The organism is Acidovorax bellezanensis (genome assembly GCF_025421555.1).
GTDB lineage: Bacteria > Pseudomonadota > Gammaproteobacteria > Burkholderiales > Burkholderiaceae_C > Comamonas > Comamonas bellezanensis.
This window is the reverse complement of the sequence record NZ_JAODYH010000002.1, coordinates 162,360-175,757: the sequence shown is the minus strand read 5'-3', so window position 1 is coordinate 175,757 and position 13,398 is coordinate 162,360. Positions and strand designations below refer to the sequence as shown.

At 66.0% G+C, this 13,398-nt stretch carries 15 protein-coding genes; 11 read left to right on the top strand and 4 right to left on the bottom strand.

All coding sequences use genetic code 11. The annotated features are described in order from the left end of the window. Positions 1–74: 74 nt before the first annotated feature. The 5 genes from N0K08_RS03555 to N0K08_RS03535 all read left to right on the top strand — a co-directional run bounded on the left by N0K08_RS03555 (position 75) and on the right by N0K08_RS03535 (position 4,706). The gene (locus N0K08_RS03555; protein ID WP_261498634.1) at positions 75–845 is read left to right on the top strand and encodes an ABC transporter ATP-binding protein; all 771 of its coding nucleotides are present in this window, start codon (positions 75–77) and stop codon (positions 843–845) included. Continuing rightward, positions 842–1,600 carry an ABC transporter ATP-binding protein gene (locus tag N0K08_RS03550; RefSeq protein WP_261498632.1) on the top strand — a complete coding sequence of 253 codons (759 nt, stop codon included), beginning with the start codon at positions 842–844 and terminating at the stop codon, positions 1,598–1,600. Before N0K08_RS03555 ends, N0K08_RS03550 begins: the two co-directional genes overlap by 4 nt. A gap of 22 nt (positions 1,601–1,622) precedes the next feature. Further along, positions 1,623–2,606 (top strand): branched-chain amino acid ABC transporter permease, encoded by a 984-nt coding sequence (locus tag N0K08_RS03545; protein WP_261498631.1) that lies wholly within the window; start codon positions 1,623–1,625, stop codon positions 2,604–2,606. Positions 2,607–2,622: 16 nt separating this feature from the next. Continuing rightward, positions 2,623–3,720 carry a branched-chain amino acid ABC transporter permease gene (locus N0K08_RS03540; RefSeq protein ID WP_261498629.1) on the top strand — a complete coding sequence of 366 codons (1,098 nt, stop codon included), beginning with the start codon at positions 2,623–2,625 and terminating at the stop codon, positions 3,718–3,720. Between the two features lie 143 nt (positions 3,721–3,863). Continuing rightward, complete coding sequence (locus N0K08_RS03535; RefSeq protein WP_261498665.1) at positions 3,864–4,706, top strand: alpha/beta fold hydrolase; 843 nt, start codon at positions 3,864–3,866, stop codon at positions 4,704–4,706. 42 nt (positions 4,707–4,748) lie between these two features. On the opposite strand, the gene N0K08_RS03530 is transcribed toward N0K08_RS03535, so the two are convergent. The 4 genes from N0K08_RS03530 to hemH all read right to left on the bottom strand — a co-directional run bounded on the left by N0K08_RS03530 (position 4,749) and on the right by hemH (position 8,265). Further along, positions 4,749–4,916 carry a hypothetical protein gene (locus N0K08_RS03530; RefSeq protein WP_261498628.1) on the bottom strand — a complete coding sequence of 56 codons (168 nt, stop codon included), beginning with the start codon at positions 4,914–4,916 and terminating at the stop codon, positions 4,749–4,751. Positions 4,917–4,930: 14 nt separating this feature from the next. After that, positions 4,931–6,028: a YeeE/YedE family protein gene (locus tag N0K08_RS03525; RefSeq protein ID WP_261498626.1), complete on the bottom strand. Its 1,098-nt coding sequence runs from the start codon at positions 6,026–6,028 to the stop codon at positions 4,931–4,933. A gap of 79 nt (positions 6,029–6,107) precedes the next feature. Continuing rightward, complete coding sequence (locus tag N0K08_RS03520; protein ID WP_261498625.1) at positions 6,108–7,052, bottom strand: sulfurtransferase; 945 nt, start codon at positions 7,050–7,052, stop codon at positions 6,108–6,110. A gap of 115 nt (positions 7,053–7,167) precedes the next feature. Further along, positions 7,168–8,265 (bottom strand): ferrochelatase, encoded by a 1,098-nt coding sequence (gene hemH, locus N0K08_RS03515; RefSeq protein WP_261498623.1) that lies wholly within the window; start codon positions 8,263–8,265, stop codon positions 7,168–7,170. A gap of 83 nt (positions 8,266–8,348) precedes the next feature. Here hemH and N0K08_RS03510 point away from each other — a divergent pair, with 83 nt between their 5' ends. From N0K08_RS03510 to N0K08_RS03485, 6 genes are all read left to right on the top strand, one after another. Then, positions 8,349–9,068, top strand: a complete 720-nt coding sequence (locus N0K08_RS03510; protein ID WP_261498621.1) for an HAD family hydrolase — start codon at positions 8,349–8,351, stop codon at positions 9,066–9,068. Between the two features lie 22 nt (positions 9,069–9,090). Further along, positions 9,091–9,954 (top strand): DUF2189 domain-containing protein, encoded by an 864-nt coding sequence (locus N0K08_RS03505; protein ID WP_261498619.1) that lies wholly within the window; start codon positions 9,091–9,093, stop codon positions 9,952–9,954. Positions 9,955–9,965: 11 nt separating this feature from the next. Next, a complete protein-coding gene (locus N0K08_RS03500; RefSeq protein ID WP_261498618.1) occupies positions 9,966–10,178 on the top strand; it encodes a DUF2788 domain-containing protein in 213 nt (70 codons plus the stop codon). 5 nt (positions 10,179–10,183) lie between these two features. Beyond that, entirely contained in the window at positions 10,184–11,071 is an 888-nt protein-coding gene (locus N0K08_RS03495; RefSeq protein WP_261498664.1) for an ecotin family protein, read from the top strand. A 318-nt stretch (positions 11,072–11,389) separates the two neighbouring features. Beyond that, on the top strand, positions 11,390–12,580 hold the full coding sequence (locus N0K08_RS03490) for a CaiB/BaiF CoA transferase family protein (RefSeq protein ID WP_261498616.1): 1,191 nt from the start codon (positions 11,390–11,392) through the stop codon (positions 12,578–12,580). Next, a complete protein-coding gene (locus N0K08_RS03485; protein WP_261498615.1) occupies positions 12,580–13,389 on the top strand; it encodes an enoyl-CoA hydratase in 810 nt (269 codons plus the stop codon). The genes N0K08_RS03490 and N0K08_RS03485 overlap by 1 nt, the downstream gene beginning before the upstream one ends. The last annotated feature ends 9 nt before the right edge of the window (positions 13,390–13,398 follow it).

Below are 13,398 nucleotides of genomic sequence, written 5' to 3'. Positions count from 1 at the left end.
GGCGCTTTTCTTTTCCTGAATGCATTGCTGCCAGCGCTTGTTCTGCACGCGCTGCGGTTTGCCATGACCTCCTTATGCTTGCGACCCATAACCTGACCATCCGCTTTGGCGGCCATGTGGCCGTCAACGACGTGAGCTGCCGCTTCGAGCCGGGCACGCTGACGGCCATCGTGGGCCCCAACGGCGCGGGCAAGACCACCTTCTTCAATCTGATCTCGGGCCAGCTCAAGGCCTCGGCCGGGCGCGTGACTTTGGGCGACCGGGAGTTGACGGGCCTGGCCCCTTCGGCGCGCACCCACGCGGGGCTGGGCCGGGCGTTTCAGCTCACCAACCTGTTCCCTAACCTGAGCGTGCTGGAAAACGTGCGCCTGGCCGTGCAGGCCCGCTTGCCCGGAGCGCACCGCCGCGGGCTCAATCTGTGGAGCATCTGGAGCGACCACGGCCAGTTGACGGCGCGTGCCCAGCAGGTGCTCGAGCAGGTGGCGCTGTGGCCGCGGCGCGCCGAGCCCGTGGCCAGCCTGCCGCATGGCGACCAGCGCAAGCTGGAAGTCGCGCTGCTGATGGCGCTCGAACCCCTGGTCTACATGTTCGACGAGCCCACGGCCGGCATGGGCCATGACGAAGCGCCGGTGATCCTGGACTTGATCCGCGATCTCAAGGCCGACAAGAGCAAGATCATTTTGCTGGTCGAGCACAAGATGGACGTGGTGCGCGAACTCGCCGACCGCATCATCGTGCTGACCAATGGCACGCTGGTGGCCGACGGCCTGCCGGCCGAAGTGATGGCCTCGCCCGTGGTGCGCCAGGCCTACCTGGGCCCGGAACAAGACGAGGAAGTCGCATGAGCACGCAAGTCCCCCCCATTCATTCCACCGCTGCCGCGCCCATGCTGGAGCTGCGCGGCGTGCACACCCATATCGGGGCGTATCACATCCTGCACGGCGTGGACCTCACGGTGCCGCGCGGCCAGCTGACCATGCTGCTGGGGCGCAATGGCGCGGGCAAGACGACCACGCTGCGCACCATCATGGGCCTGTGGCAGGCTTCGCAGGGCCGCGTGCTGCTGGGCGGCGAAGACATCACGCGCCTGCCCACGCCGGCGATCGCGCGCCAGAGCGTGGCCTATGTGCCCGAGAACATGGGCATTTTTGCCGACCTCAGCGTCAAGGAAAACCTGCTGCTGGCCGCGCGCCAGGCACGTCACGCGGGGCAGATGGACGAAGAACGCCTGCAATGGATCTTCGGTCTGTTTCCGGCCGTGCAGAAGTTCTGGAATCACCCCGCGGGCAAGCTGTCGGGCGGGCAAAAGCAGATGGTGGCCGTGGCCCGGGCCATCGTCGAGCCGCGCGATCTGCTGATCATCGACGAGCCCAGCAAGGGCCTGGCGCCGGCCATCATCCACAAAATGATCGCCGCCTTCGAGCAGCTCAAGGCCGCGGGCGTGACCATCTTGCTGGTCGAACAGAACCTGGCGTTTGCCAAGCGTCTGGGCGACAGCGTGGCGGTGATGGACAACGGCCGCGTAGTGCATGCGGGCCGCATGGCCGATCTCGCGGCCGACACGGATTTGCAGCAGTCGCTGCTGGGGTTGGCGCTGTGATGCGGCGCAACAAGGAGTAAACATGAATTTCAAGGACCTGGACTGGAAACCGCTGGCCCTGGTGCCCATGCTGGCGCTGGTCACCTTGCCGTTGGTCGGCTCGCCCAGCACCTGGCTCACGCTCACCGTGGCCGGACTGGCCATGGGCATGATCATCTTCATCATCGCTTCGGGCCTGACGCTGGTCTTCGGCCTGATGGATGTGCTGAACTTCGGCCACGGCGTGTTCATCGCCCTGGGCGCGTTCGTCGCCACCAGCGTGCTCGGCGCCATGGGCGACTACACCAGCTCGGCCGACCTGTGGCGCAACCTGCTGGCCGTGCTGCCGGCCATGCTGATTGCGATGCTGGTGGCCGCGGCCGTGGGCCTGGCGTTCGAGCGCTTCATCGTGCGGCCGGTGTACGGCCAGCACCTCAAGCAAATCCTGATCACCATGGGCGGGATGATCATCGGCGAAGAGCTGATCAAGGTCATCTGGGGCCCACAGCAGATTCCGCTGCCCCTGCCCGAAGGCATGCGCGGCGCCTGGCTGCTCGGCGATGCGGCCGTGGAGAAATACCGTGTGGTGGCGGTGCTGGTGGGGCTGGCGGTGTTCGCGGCGCTGGCCTTCACCTTGTCGCGCACCAAGGTCGGCCTGTTGATCCGCGCTGGCGTGCAGGACCGCGAAATGGTCGAGTCCCTGGGCTACCGCATACGGCGGCTGTTCATCGGTGTGTTTGTCGTCGGCTCGGCCCTGGCCGGTCTGGGCGGCGTGATGTGGGGCCTGTACCAGCAAAGCGTGATCCCGCAGATGGGCGCGCAGGTGAATGTGCTGATCTTCATCGTCATCATCATCGGCGGCCTGGGCTCCACGGGCGGGGCGCTGATAGGCGCGCTGCTGGTCGGGCTGATGGCCAACTACACCGGCTTTCTGGTGCCCAAGGTGGCGCTGTTTTCCAACATCGCCTTGATGGTCGCCATCTTGCTGTGGCGCCCCCAGGGTGTGTACCCGGTCGCCAACCGCTGAACCAGGAGTCTGAACCATGTTGAACCGATTGCTTTCCGGCGACATGCCGCGCAGCAGGCCGCTGGCGGTGATTCTGCTGGCCATCCTGGTGGGGCTGGCTGTTGCACCTTTTCTTTTTCCCGGCATCAAGGCGCTGAACGTCGCGGCCAAGGTGCTGGTGTTCGTGGTGCTGGTGGCGAGCTTCGATCTGCTGCTGGGCTATACCGGCATCGTCAGCTTTGCCCACACCATGTTCTTCGGCATAGGCGCTTACGGCGTGGCAATTGCCGCGGGCCGGCTGGGCGCGAGCTGGACGGCGCTGGCGCTGGGCATAGGCTGCGCGCTGCTGCTGAGCCTGCTGCTGTCGCTGGCCGTGGGGCTGTTTTCGCTGCGCGTGCGGGCGATTTTCTTTGCCATGATCACGCTGGCCGTGGCCTCGGCCTTTCAGACGCTGGCTTCGCAGCTGTCGGAATGGACGGGCGGTGAAGACGGGCTGACCTTCAAGCTGCCCGAGTGGCTGTCGCCGAGCTTCGAGCTGTTCGAGGATGAAATCCTGGGCCGCATGATAGACGGCAAGCTCATCACCTACTACCTGTTGTTCGTGGTGGCGGTGGTGCTGCTGCTGGCCCTGCTGCGCATCGTCAACTCGCCGTTCGGGCGGGTGCTGCAGGCCATCCGCGAAAACGAGTTCCGCGCCGAGGCCCTGGGCTACCGCGTGGTCGTCTACCGCACGGTGTCCAGCGTGCTGTCGGCCCTGTTTGCCTGCCTGGCCGGCGCCATGCTGGCTGTCTGGCTGCGCTACAACGGACCCGAGACGTCGCTGTCGTTCGAAATCATGATGGACTGCCTGCTGATCGTGGTGATCGGCGGCATGGGAACGATTTACGGCAGCGCCATCGGCGCCGTGCTGTTCCTGGTGGCGCAAAGCTATCTGCAAGACCTGCTGCGCCTGGCCAGCGAAGCCGCGGTGTCGCTGCCCTGGCTGTCGGCCCTGCTGAGCCCTGACCGCTGGCTGCTGTGGCTGGGCCTGTTGTTCGTGCTTTCGGTGTACTACTTTCCGACCGGCATCGTCGGCCGTCTGCGCGTCGCGGCCGAGCGCCGCCGCTCCCTTCCTGTCCACCGGGCTGCACCATGACGAATGCTATTTTCACGCCACCCCAGCGGCTGGACTGCGCTGTTCCTTCATCGGCTCAGCAGGCCGCCTGGACCGCGCAACTGGCCCATGTGGCGCAGCCGGCCTCGTGCTACGCGCAGTGCGCGGGCTACGAAATCCACTACATGGATTGGGCGCCCGTGCCCGGGTCCGGACCCGCGCTGCCCACGGTCATCGCCTGGCATGGTCTGGCGCGTACCGGCCGCGACATGGACCCGCTGGCCCGCTACCTGGCCGCGCAGGGCTATCGCGTGATCTGCCCCGACACCCTGGGCCGCGGCCTGAGCCAATGGAGCCGCGCGCCGGCCGAGGAATACCAACTGCGCTTTTATGCACGCCTGGCGCGCGAACTGCTCGATGCGCTGGGCCTGGACCAGGTCCATTGGGTGGGTACGTCCATGGGCGGGGCCATAGGCACGGTCTGCGCTGCGGGCCTGTTCGAGCCGACGCTGAGCCCCCGCATTCGCAGCCTGGTGCTCAACGACAATGCACCCGAGCTTGCCCAGGCGGCGCTGGAGCGCATCAAGGGCTATGCGGGCCAGCCACCGGTGTTCGAGCGCATCGCCGAGCTCGAAGCGTTTTTCCGCAGCGCTTACACGCCCTACGGCTGGCTGCCCGATGCGCAGTGGCGCGCGCTGACCGAGAGCAGCACGCGCCGCCTGCCCGACGGCCGCGTGACGCCGCACTACGACCCGGCCATGATCCAGCAGTTCACGCTGCACGACAACGACTACCTGATCTGGCCGCACTATGACGCGCTGCGGATCCCGGTGCTGCTGCTGCGCGGCGAAGCTTCCGACCTGGTGCTGGCATCCACGGCGCAGCAGATGCTGCAGCGCGGCCCGGGCGCGCGCGGCCAGCTGCAGTGGCTGGAAGTGGCAGGCTGCGGCCATGCGCCGGCGCTCAATGTTCCGCGACAGTGGCAGGCGGTGAAGAGGGCCTTGCGTGCGGGCGAGCAGCAGGCGTAAAAAAGCCCCGCAAGCGGGGCTGGGGTGAGGGCGCGCTGTCGCTCAGTCCGGCATGGAGCAGTGGCCGCCTTGCGTGGCCTTGCCCGAGCCGGCGGCGATCAGCGGCGCTTCAAAGCGCAGATCGACCGGGGGCGAGTGGAGGTAGTCCCAGGCCAGAAAGCTGACCAGAATCAGCCAGAAGGCAGCGCGCAGCGTGGTTTGTCGTGTCATGAAGCTGCTCCCTCTCAAAAGCCGAAATGCCGGCGGATGCGCAGGCCGAAGATGGTGCCGACAAAGGCCAGCGGCACCCAGATCCAGCCGTGGATGCTGCCGGTGCTGATGCCCGAAAGCATGGCGCCGACATTGCAGCCGAAGGCCAGGCGCGAGCTGTAGCCCAGCACCAGGCCGGCGACCAGAGCCACCAGCCATTGCGTGCCGGTCAAGGCCTTGGCCGTGATCGGCTTGTTGGCCGCCACCCACAGGGCGCCGGCCAGGATGCCGATGTTGGTGATGCTGGTCACGTCCAGCAGCACGGTTTCCTGCAGGCGCGCGGCATTGCCGGGCTGGCTCCAGAACCAGTTCTGCGCCAGGTCCACGGTGCCCGTGGCATTGGCCACCTTGGCGGCCCAGAGACCGAAGCCGTAGACCACGCCCCAGGGCTGGCCGGCAATCACCAGATTGGCCGTGGCCAGGATGGCCAGCAGCACGGCGCCGACCACCCATTTGCGTCCCCACAGCGGGCGCACAGGGCGCTGCAGCTGGGCGTTGGCCCGGCCCACATACCAGCGCACGCCCACGGCCACCAGGGCCAGCGCCAGCAGCGTGGCGCCCAAGGCCTTGGCCCAGCCAAACTGCGAGACCAGGCCCACGGGCGCCACGCGCCCCAGGTCCAGCCACCAGCCCAGGTGCATGGAGCCGACAAAGCTGCCGATGGCGAACATCGGCAGGATGGCCGCGTTCATGGGAATGCCCATGCCGGCCTTGTAGAGCGTGCCGCTGCCGCAGCCGTCCGCGATCTGCATGCACAGGCCGAAGACGAAGGCGCCGATCAGCAGGCTGATGCTCGGTGGGCCCAGGGCGGCCGTGAGTTCAGGGAAGTAACCCAGCAGCGGCATGGCCAGCGCGGCCGCCAGGGCCAGCAGCAGCAGTTGGCCGAAGACGCCGCTGGCGTCCTTGTCCTCGATCAGCATGCGCCAGCCCGTGGTGAAGCCAAAGCGCTGGCCGGCGAGCACGGCACCCAGGCCGATGCCGACGGCAAACAGCGCGGCCTGGCGCACGGACACGGTCCACAGCAGCCAGGCAAAGAAAACGGCCATCAAGGCCGCGAGGGGAAGACGTTTCATGTCCACCGATCCAATGGGAATTGCAAGAAAAAAGACGGCCTGCGCTGGAAGTGATCAGCGCAGGCGGCGGCAGACGGGTTTACTTGACCTTGCTCTGCCACCACTGGCGCGCATCATAGGCCAGCGACTCGAAGCGGCTGGGCTGGTTGGCCAGGGCCGGCGTGCCGGGCTGCTGGGTCCAGTCGACCATGGAGCCTGCATACAGCTTGACGTTGGGCAGGCCGGCCATTTCGCTCAGGCCGAACCAGTCGGTCGCGGCCCAGTGGCCGGTATTGCAGAACGCCACCATGTCCTGGCCGGATTGGCGCTGCACCTTGGCGGCGATCTGCTTGGCTGCGGCGGCGTCGACAAAGATCGAAGTGCCGGGCACGAACCACTGGTTGAAATCGAGCTGCTGCGCGCCGGGCAGGGTGCCCGACAGCTTGGCGGCCGGGGCGCGCGTCTTGCCTTGGTAGAAGGCATCCGGGCGCGAGTCGACCAGGGCCGCGTTGCTCAGGTCCAGGTGCTGGCGGATGTCGTCGCGCGTGGCGATGAGTTCGGTGTTCAGCGCGGGCTGCCAGTTGCTGGCCGCGATCTTGACGGCGGCGTTGTCCAGCGGCAGCTTGGCGTCGGTCCAGGCTTTCATGCCGCCGTTGACGATGGACAGTTCTTTCAGGCCCAAAGTCTTGAGCGTCCAGTAGACCCGGGCCGAAGCACCGAAGTCCGTGGCGTCGGCGCCTGTGGACACCACCACCGCATGGACGGTGGGCGTGAGGCCCAGCGATTGCACGAGCTGGGTGAGCTGGGACACGTCAGGCAGCTCGCCGGGGTTGGTGGCCGGGCCGCGCCACTTGCCGTAGGGCGCATTCACCGCGCCCGGGATGTGCTGTTGGCCATAGGCCTTGGGGTCGCGGATATCGATGACGCGCACCTGGGCGGCGGCGGGGAGCTGTGCGCTCAGTTGCGCCGGAGTCAACAGGGGCTGGGCCGCGCTGGCCCAGTGGGCTGCGGTCAGCGCCACCGCAAAGGCAAGCATTTTTTTCATGGCAAATCCGAAGGGTTCAAGTCAATGACTAATACCCGATTGTCGGTTTTAACGCCATGCTTGCCAAAGATGGAAATGGCGTTAGTTCATGCGCTGCAGGAATAAGCCGGAATCTTCAGTGGCTGGCCCCCATGGCCTTGGCGCGCTCGGCGGTCTGTTGCAGCGCTTGCTCGGAGGGCTTCTGCGTGGGCCAGCCTGCGAGGTGCTGCTGGGCGATCTGGCTCAGCGCCGTGATCCATGCAGGGCTGTCGTTGAGGCAGGGAATGTAGGCAAACTGCTGGCCGCCGGCGTGCAGGAACGCTTCGCGCGCTTCCTGGTTGATTTCTTCCAGCGTTTCCAGGCAGTCGCTGGTGAACCCCGGGCACACCACATCCACGCTTTTGACGCCGCGCTGGGCCATGGCGATCAGTGTGGGCTCGGTATAGGGCTCCAGCCACTTGGCCTTGCCAAAGCGCGACTGGAAAGTGACGGTGTACTGCCCGGCCTGCAGGCCCAGGCGCTGGGCCAGCAGGCGGCCGGTTTTCTGGCTTTCGCAATGGTAGGGGTCGCCCAGGTGCAGCGTGCGCTCGGGCACGCCGTGAAAGCTCATCACCAGGTGCTCGCCACGGCCTTCGCTGCGCCAGTGGGCTTCGATGCGCTGGGCCAGTGCATCGATGTAGGCTGCGTCGTCGTGGTAACGGTTCACAAAGCGCAGCTCGGGAATATGGCGCTGCGTGCGTGCCCAGTCGTAGACCGCGTCGAACACGCTGGCTGTGGTGGTGCCCGAATATTGCGGGTACAGCGGCAGGATCAGAATGCGCGTCGCGCCTTCGGCCTTGAGCGCGTCGAGCTGGCTGGCCATCGATGGATTGCCGTAGCGCATGGCCGGGCGCACCAGGACGTTGTGGCCGGCTTCGCCCAGCCAGCCGCGCAGCAGCTTGGCCTGCAGGGTGGTCCAGTGGGCGAGCGGCGAGCCGTTTTGCGCATGCCAGACGGTGGCGTATTTGGTCGCCGATTTGGCGGGCCGGGTGCGCAAGATGATGCCGTGCAGTATGGGCCACCAGGCGAGCTTGGGGATCTCCACCACGCGGTCGTCGCTGAGAAATTGGGCCAGGTAGCGGCGCACGGCCGGCGCCGTGGGCGCATCGGGCGTTCCGAGGTTGCACAGCAGCACGGCGGTGCGCTGGGCTTGTCCATGGGGGAGGGTGGGTTCGGGCACAAAGCGTGAGGGCATGCGTCGATTGTGACAAAGGCCGCCCGTCGCTGCGCACCAGCGCGGTCACAGCCCCTGGTGGCTGCTGTATTCTTGGCCTCCATATGCAGCCTCCACACGCTTTTCCTTCGTTTACCGGCATCCGCGCCGTCACCCTCGATCTTGACGACACCTTGTGGCCTATCTGGCCGACGATTGCCCGCGCCGAACGCGTGCTGCTCGAATGGATGCACGCCCATGCGCCGGCCACGGCCCAGGCGCTGCAGGACACGACGGCGGTGCGAGCCGTGCGCACCGAGATCGTCCAGCTCAGACCCGATCTGGCACACGACCTGAGCGCCCTGCGGCGCGAGTCCATCCGCCTGGCCTTGGGGCGCGCGGGCGACGACACGGCGCTGGCCGAGACCGCGTTCGATGTGTTCTTTGCCGAGCGCCAGCGCGTGGACCTGTTCGACGATGCGCTGCCGGCGCTGGAATTCCTCGCCTCCCGCTGGCCGCTGGTGGCGCTGAGCAATGGCACGGCCGACGTGCATGCCGTGGGGCTGGGGCGCTTTTTCCACGCCAGCGTGAGCGCCCACTTGGTGGGCGTGGCCAAGCCCGATCCGCGCATCTTCGCGCTCGCCGCCGAGGCCGCTGGCGTGCCCGCGGCCAGCGTGCTGCACGTGGGCGACGACGCCCGGCTCGATGCCTGCGCGGCGCGGGATGCGGGTATGCACGCAGTCTGGCTCAACCGGGGCGGCGTAGACTGGCCTCACGAGGGGGCAGTGCCCCCCGCGACGGTGGCCAGCCTCGCGCAATTGTGTCAGGAGCTGGCCAAGGGCTGAACCTGTTTGCACGCCGAGATCCATGCCACGTACCCTTCGTTCCCGCCTGTGTTCTCCTCCTTCCCTTCCCCGCGTGCGCACCGTGGGCCTGATGCAGCCGCTGGCCTGGCTGGCGCTGGCCTGGCGTGACATCTGCCGCGCGCCGGTCTTGGGCTTCGCCCATGGTCTGGTATTGGCGCTGCTGGGGGCCGCCATCCTGGCCGTGGGGCACAATCGCTTTTGGTTGATGGCCGGTGCCCTGTCGGGGTTTCTGGTGGTCGGCCCGGTGGTGGCGACCAGCCTGTATGCGATCAGCCGCGCGCTGGAGCGCGGCGAGCCGGTCGGCCTGGGCCTGGTGCGCCAGACCTGGTTGCGCTGGCAAAGCGGCCATGCAGGCGTTGGCCAGCACAGCGGCTATTGGTGTCTGGTGCGTTTCGGCCTGCTGCTGTCCTTGGCGGCGACGGGCTGGGTGGTGGTCTCCGCATCGCTGATCACCGTGCTGTCGCCAGTGCGAGTGCACACTCCCATGGATTTTCTGCACCACGTCGTGTTGGCACGCGAGGGGCAGCTGTTTGCTTTGTGGTTGGCGTTGGGCAGTTTTCTGGCCGCGCCCATTTTTGCGTCCAGCGTCGTGGCCATGCCGCTGCTGCTGGACCGACGTGTCACCGTGCTGCAGGCCGTTCTCACGAGCTGGTCTGTGGTCCTTGCCAACCCGGCGCCCATGGCGCTGTGGGCGGCGTTGATTGTATTTTTTACCCTGTTGGGTCTGGGCTCGTTGCTGATCGGTCTGGTGGCGGTCATTCCCATGCTCGGTCATGCGAGCTGGCATGCCTACCGTGATCTGGTGGACGCGTCGGACTTCGCACCGCGCGAAGCACCGCAGTCCGGAGCCAGCAGGGCGTTGTAGGACTTGTTGTTGTGATTTTCGGGTACACAGAAGAGCAAATTGCCCACTTCTTCCTCACCTACGGGGTGGGGGCCTTCATTCTGTTCATGGTGTTCATCATCCTGCAGCTGGCGCGCCAGTCCAAGGCGGGCAAGTTCGGCACTTTCGTGATCTTTCTGGGCCTGGGCGTGGGCTTCCTCGGCTTCCTGGCCAAGGTGGTGATTCAGTGGTGGCTGGAGCGGTGAGCGCAATGGATGCAAGACTCCGGTTGAATGACGGTCACAAGCGCTCCAGGCGCGCCATGACAAGCTGGGTCGCCATCGCATTTTTCTTGTGGATGGGCAGTTCTTTGGCCTGGGCTGGCGACAATCTGAAGGCCTTTCCGGCGGCGCAAGAAGGCATGGTGCGCCATGTCATCGACCTGCCGCCACAGGCCAACGAAGCCGATCTCAAGGTCGAGCTGATGATCGGCAAGACGGTCAAGGTGGATCCTGCCAACCGCTACTTCTTTGGCGGTCGGCTCGAAACCGAAATCATTCCTGGCTGGGGGTTCGAGCGCCATGTGCTGCGTGAACTGGGGCCCATGGCAGGAACATTGATGGCGGTGGATCCTGCCGCGCCAAAGGTCTATCGTTTCATCACCCTGGGCGGTGAGGCCCCGCTGCTGCGCTACAACAGCCGATTGCCGCTGGTGGTGTATACGCCCCAGGATGTCGAAGTGCGCCACCGTATCTGGCGGGTGCAGGCCGGCGATCGCTTTGTGCAGAAGCTGGCGCTGCCGGGCGCTCAAGCCCTGGTGGTGGCTGAAGGCGACTTCGAACCACGATCCATAGGCAGCTACAGCGTGCGCCTGTACGCCACCGAAGGCGTGCCAGTGGGCGACGATGCGGGGTTCTTTACCGCGGGATTGGTCCGGGCGAGAAACGGCACGCTGGAAAAGGTGCTCCTCGAAACGCTGAAGCCGGGCGAAGCGCCGAGCCTGATCGTCACCATCCGGTCGGTAGGCTCAGGCGCTTATCTGTCCGTGGATGCGTTCACGGTCACTGGCAACAAGGTGACGCTGCGCACTTCCATCGCGGACATCGCTGCCGATGCCGACCCGGTGGCTGCGCTCAAGACGGCATTGAAGCGGCGGTAAGCCGCCATCTCCCTGCTCGCGCCTGTCGGGCAGCTGCCATTTCACGCCTTACCGCCCGCTCCAGCGCGGCAAGTGCCATTGCTGCGCTCGCATCACGTCGGGCAATGTCTGTTCCGAGCGCCTGTTCCAGGCCTGCGGCTTTACACCCTCCACGCATTGTTGATCCGGTGCGCGGTGGCGCGCCCGCGAGGCCGGAGCATTGTGCCAGCTTCCCAAAAATAGAAAACAATGGATTTCCATGAGTTAACTTAAGTCTTTAAAGTGTTGACAGTTGTTGCTCAAGTGAAAACAATGAACACATGTTTTTCAGGAGTTGCAATGCCACATATGCCCGCATCCGCTGCGCTATCGCGCTTTCGCGTCATTGATCTCAGCCAGGTTCGTGCCGGTCCCACCGCGTGCCGCCAACTGGCCGACTGGGGTGCCGACGTCGTGCAGGTTCAGATGCCGGAGCACATGCGCGGCGACGACACGCTTGGCGGCCAGGACGGCTCCGACTACCAGTACACCCATCGCAACAAGCGCTCGATCACGCTCAACCTCAAGGAAGAGGAAGGCATTGCCACGCTCAAGCGTCTGATCGCCACCGCGGACGTGGTGGTGGAGAACTTCCGGCCGGACGTGAAATACCGGCTGGGCATCGACTACGACAGCCTGGCCAAGGACCATCCCGGCCTGGTCTACGCCAGCATTTCGGGCTTCGGCCAGACCGGCCCGTTGGCGCAGCGCCCGGGCTTCGACCAGATCGCGCAGGGCATGGGCGGCCTGATGTCGGTGACCGGCCTTCCCGGCGACGGTCCGGCCCGCGTCGGCATCCCTATCGCCGATCTCTGCGCCGGCATCTTTGCCGCCCAGGGCATTCTCATCGCGCTGCTGGAGCGCGAGCAATCGGGCAAGGGGCAGTGGTTGCACACCTCGCTGCTGGAGTCCATGGTCTACATGCTGGACTTCCAGACCGCGCGCTTTCTCACCGATGGCGAGGTGGCCACCCAGGCCGGCAATTTCCATCCGACCAGCATTCCCACAGGCGTCTATCAGGCGCGCGACGGCTACATGAACATCGCGGTCTTCGGCTCCAAGATCTGGGAGCGCTTTTGCCACATCCTCGGCGCGCCGCAGTGGATAGCGGACGCGCGCTACCACGACAAGGCCTCGCGGTCGGTGCACCGCGACACCTTGAACGCCGAGATCAACCAGCGCCTGGCCGCCGAAGACCGCGCCTACTGGGTCGAGAAGTTCAACGCGGGCGGCGTGGCCTGCGGCCTGATCAGCGACATGCGCGAAGTGTTTGCCGAGCCGCAGCTCCAGCACCTGGGCATGGTCAAGGAAGTGGTCTCCGAGCGGCTCGGGCCGCAGCGTCTGGTGGGCCAGCCGGTGCAACTGGAGCGCACCCCCAGCACCATCGCCCGCGCCGCGCCACGCCGCGGCCAGCATACCGAGGAAATCCTGCAGGAGCTGGGCATCTCGGCCGAGCACATTGTCGAAATGAAGGAACAAGGAGTTTTCTGATGTCTGAACCCATTTATGCATCCGGCACCGAACGTGTGCTGTCCTGGCTGGACGGCAGCGCACTGCACGTGCAGTTCAACAACCCCGCGCGGCACAACGCCTTGTCGGTCGATATGTGGGAGGCCGTGCCGCGGCTGCTGAATCTGGCGCGGGGCGACGATCGCGTGCGCCTGGTGGTGTTTTCCGGCGCGGGCGAGAAAGCCTTTGTTTCCGGTGCCGACATTTCGCAGTTCGAGGACATGCGCGCGGCGCGTGAAGCCGTGGCGCGCTACGAGGCCATGGCCGAAGAGGCGCTGATGGCGATCTACGACTTCCCCAAGCCCACGCTGGCCAGCATCCGCGGCTACTGCATTGGCGGCGGAGTGAATGTGGCCATCAGCTGCGACATCCGCATCGCGGCGGACGATGCGGTGTTCTCCATTCCCGCTGCCCGCCTGGGACTGGGTTACCGCTATTCCGCGATGAAGAACCTGGTCGATCTCGTGGGCCCGGGCGTGGCCAAGGACTTGTTCTTCACCGCCCGCCGCATCGATGCAGCGGAGGCCAAGGCCGTCGGACTCATCAGCCGCACCGTGCCGGTCGAGGCCCTGCCTGCGCTGCTGGCCGAGTACACGGGCAGCATTGGCATGAATGCTCCGCTGACCATCGCCGCCGGCAAGGCCATCACGCGCGAGATCCTCAAGCCGTCCACCGACATCGACCTGGAGCTGTGCACCGCGCTGATCCAGGGGTGCTTTCGCAGCGCGGATTACACCGAGGGCCGTACCGCCTTCATGGAAAAGCGCTCACCGGTTTTCTCCGGCGTCTGAGCCGCCCAC

What these genes read in the sequence shown, in the direction of transcription:
- N0K08_RS03555 (WP_261498634.1), top strand. Translation starts at nt 75, where the DNA reads ATGCTTGCGACCCATAACCTGACCATCCGCTTTGGCGGCCATGTGGCC.
- N0K08_RS03540 (WP_261498629.1), top strand. Translation starts at nt 2,623, where the DNA reads ATGTTGAACCGATTGCTTTCCGGCGACATGCCGCGCAGCAGGCCGCTG.
- N0K08_RS03495 (WP_261498664.1), top strand. Translation starts at nt 10,184, where the DNA reads ATGGATGCAAGACTCCGGTTGAATGACGGTCACAAGCGCTCCAGGCGC.
- N0K08_RS03490 (WP_261498616.1), top strand. Translation starts at nt 11,390, where the DNA reads ATGCCACATATGCCCGCATCCGCTGCGCTATCGCGCTTTCGCGTCATT.
- N0K08_RS03505 (WP_261498619.1), top strand. Translation starts at nt 9,091, where the DNA reads ATGCCACGTACCCTTCGTTCCCGCCTGTGTTCTCCTCCTTCCCTTCCC.
- N0K08_RS03550 (WP_261498632.1), top strand. Translation starts at nt 842, where the DNA reads ATGAGCACGCAAGTCCCCCCCATTCATTCCACCGCTGCCGCGCCCATG.
- hemH (WP_261498623.1), bottom strand. Translation starts at nt 8,265, where the DNA reads ATGCCCTCACGCTTTGTGCCCGAACCCACCCTCCCCCATGGACAAGCC.
- N0K08_RS03530 (WP_261498628.1), bottom strand. Translation starts at nt 4,916, where the DNA reads ATGACACGACAAACCACGCTGCGCGCTGCCTTCTGGCTGATTCTGGTC.
- N0K08_RS03520 (WP_261498625.1), bottom strand. Translation starts at nt 7,052, where the DNA reads ATGAAAAAAATGCTTGCCTTTGCGGTGGCGCTGACCGCAGCCCACTGG.
- N0K08_RS03510 (WP_261498621.1), top strand. Translation starts at nt 8,349, where the DNA reads ATGCAGCCTCCACACGCTTTTCCTTCGTTTACCGGCATCCGCGCCGTC.
- N0K08_RS03535 (WP_261498665.1), top strand. Translation starts at nt 3,864, where the DNA reads ATGGATTGGGCGCCCGTGCCCGGGTCCGGACCCGCGCTGCCCACGGTC.
- N0K08_RS03545 (WP_261498631.1), top strand. Translation starts at nt 1,623, where the DNA reads ATGAATTTCAAGGACCTGGACTGGAAACCGCTGGCCCTGGTGCCCATG.
- N0K08_RS03485 (WP_261498615.1), top strand. Translation starts at nt 12,580, where the DNA reads ATGTCTGAACCCATTTATGCATCCGGCACCGAACGTGTGCTGTCCTGG.
- N0K08_RS03525 (WP_261498626.1), bottom strand. Translation starts at nt 6,028, where the DNA reads ATGAAACGTCTTCCCCTCGCGGCCTTGATGGCCGTTTTCTTTGCCTGG.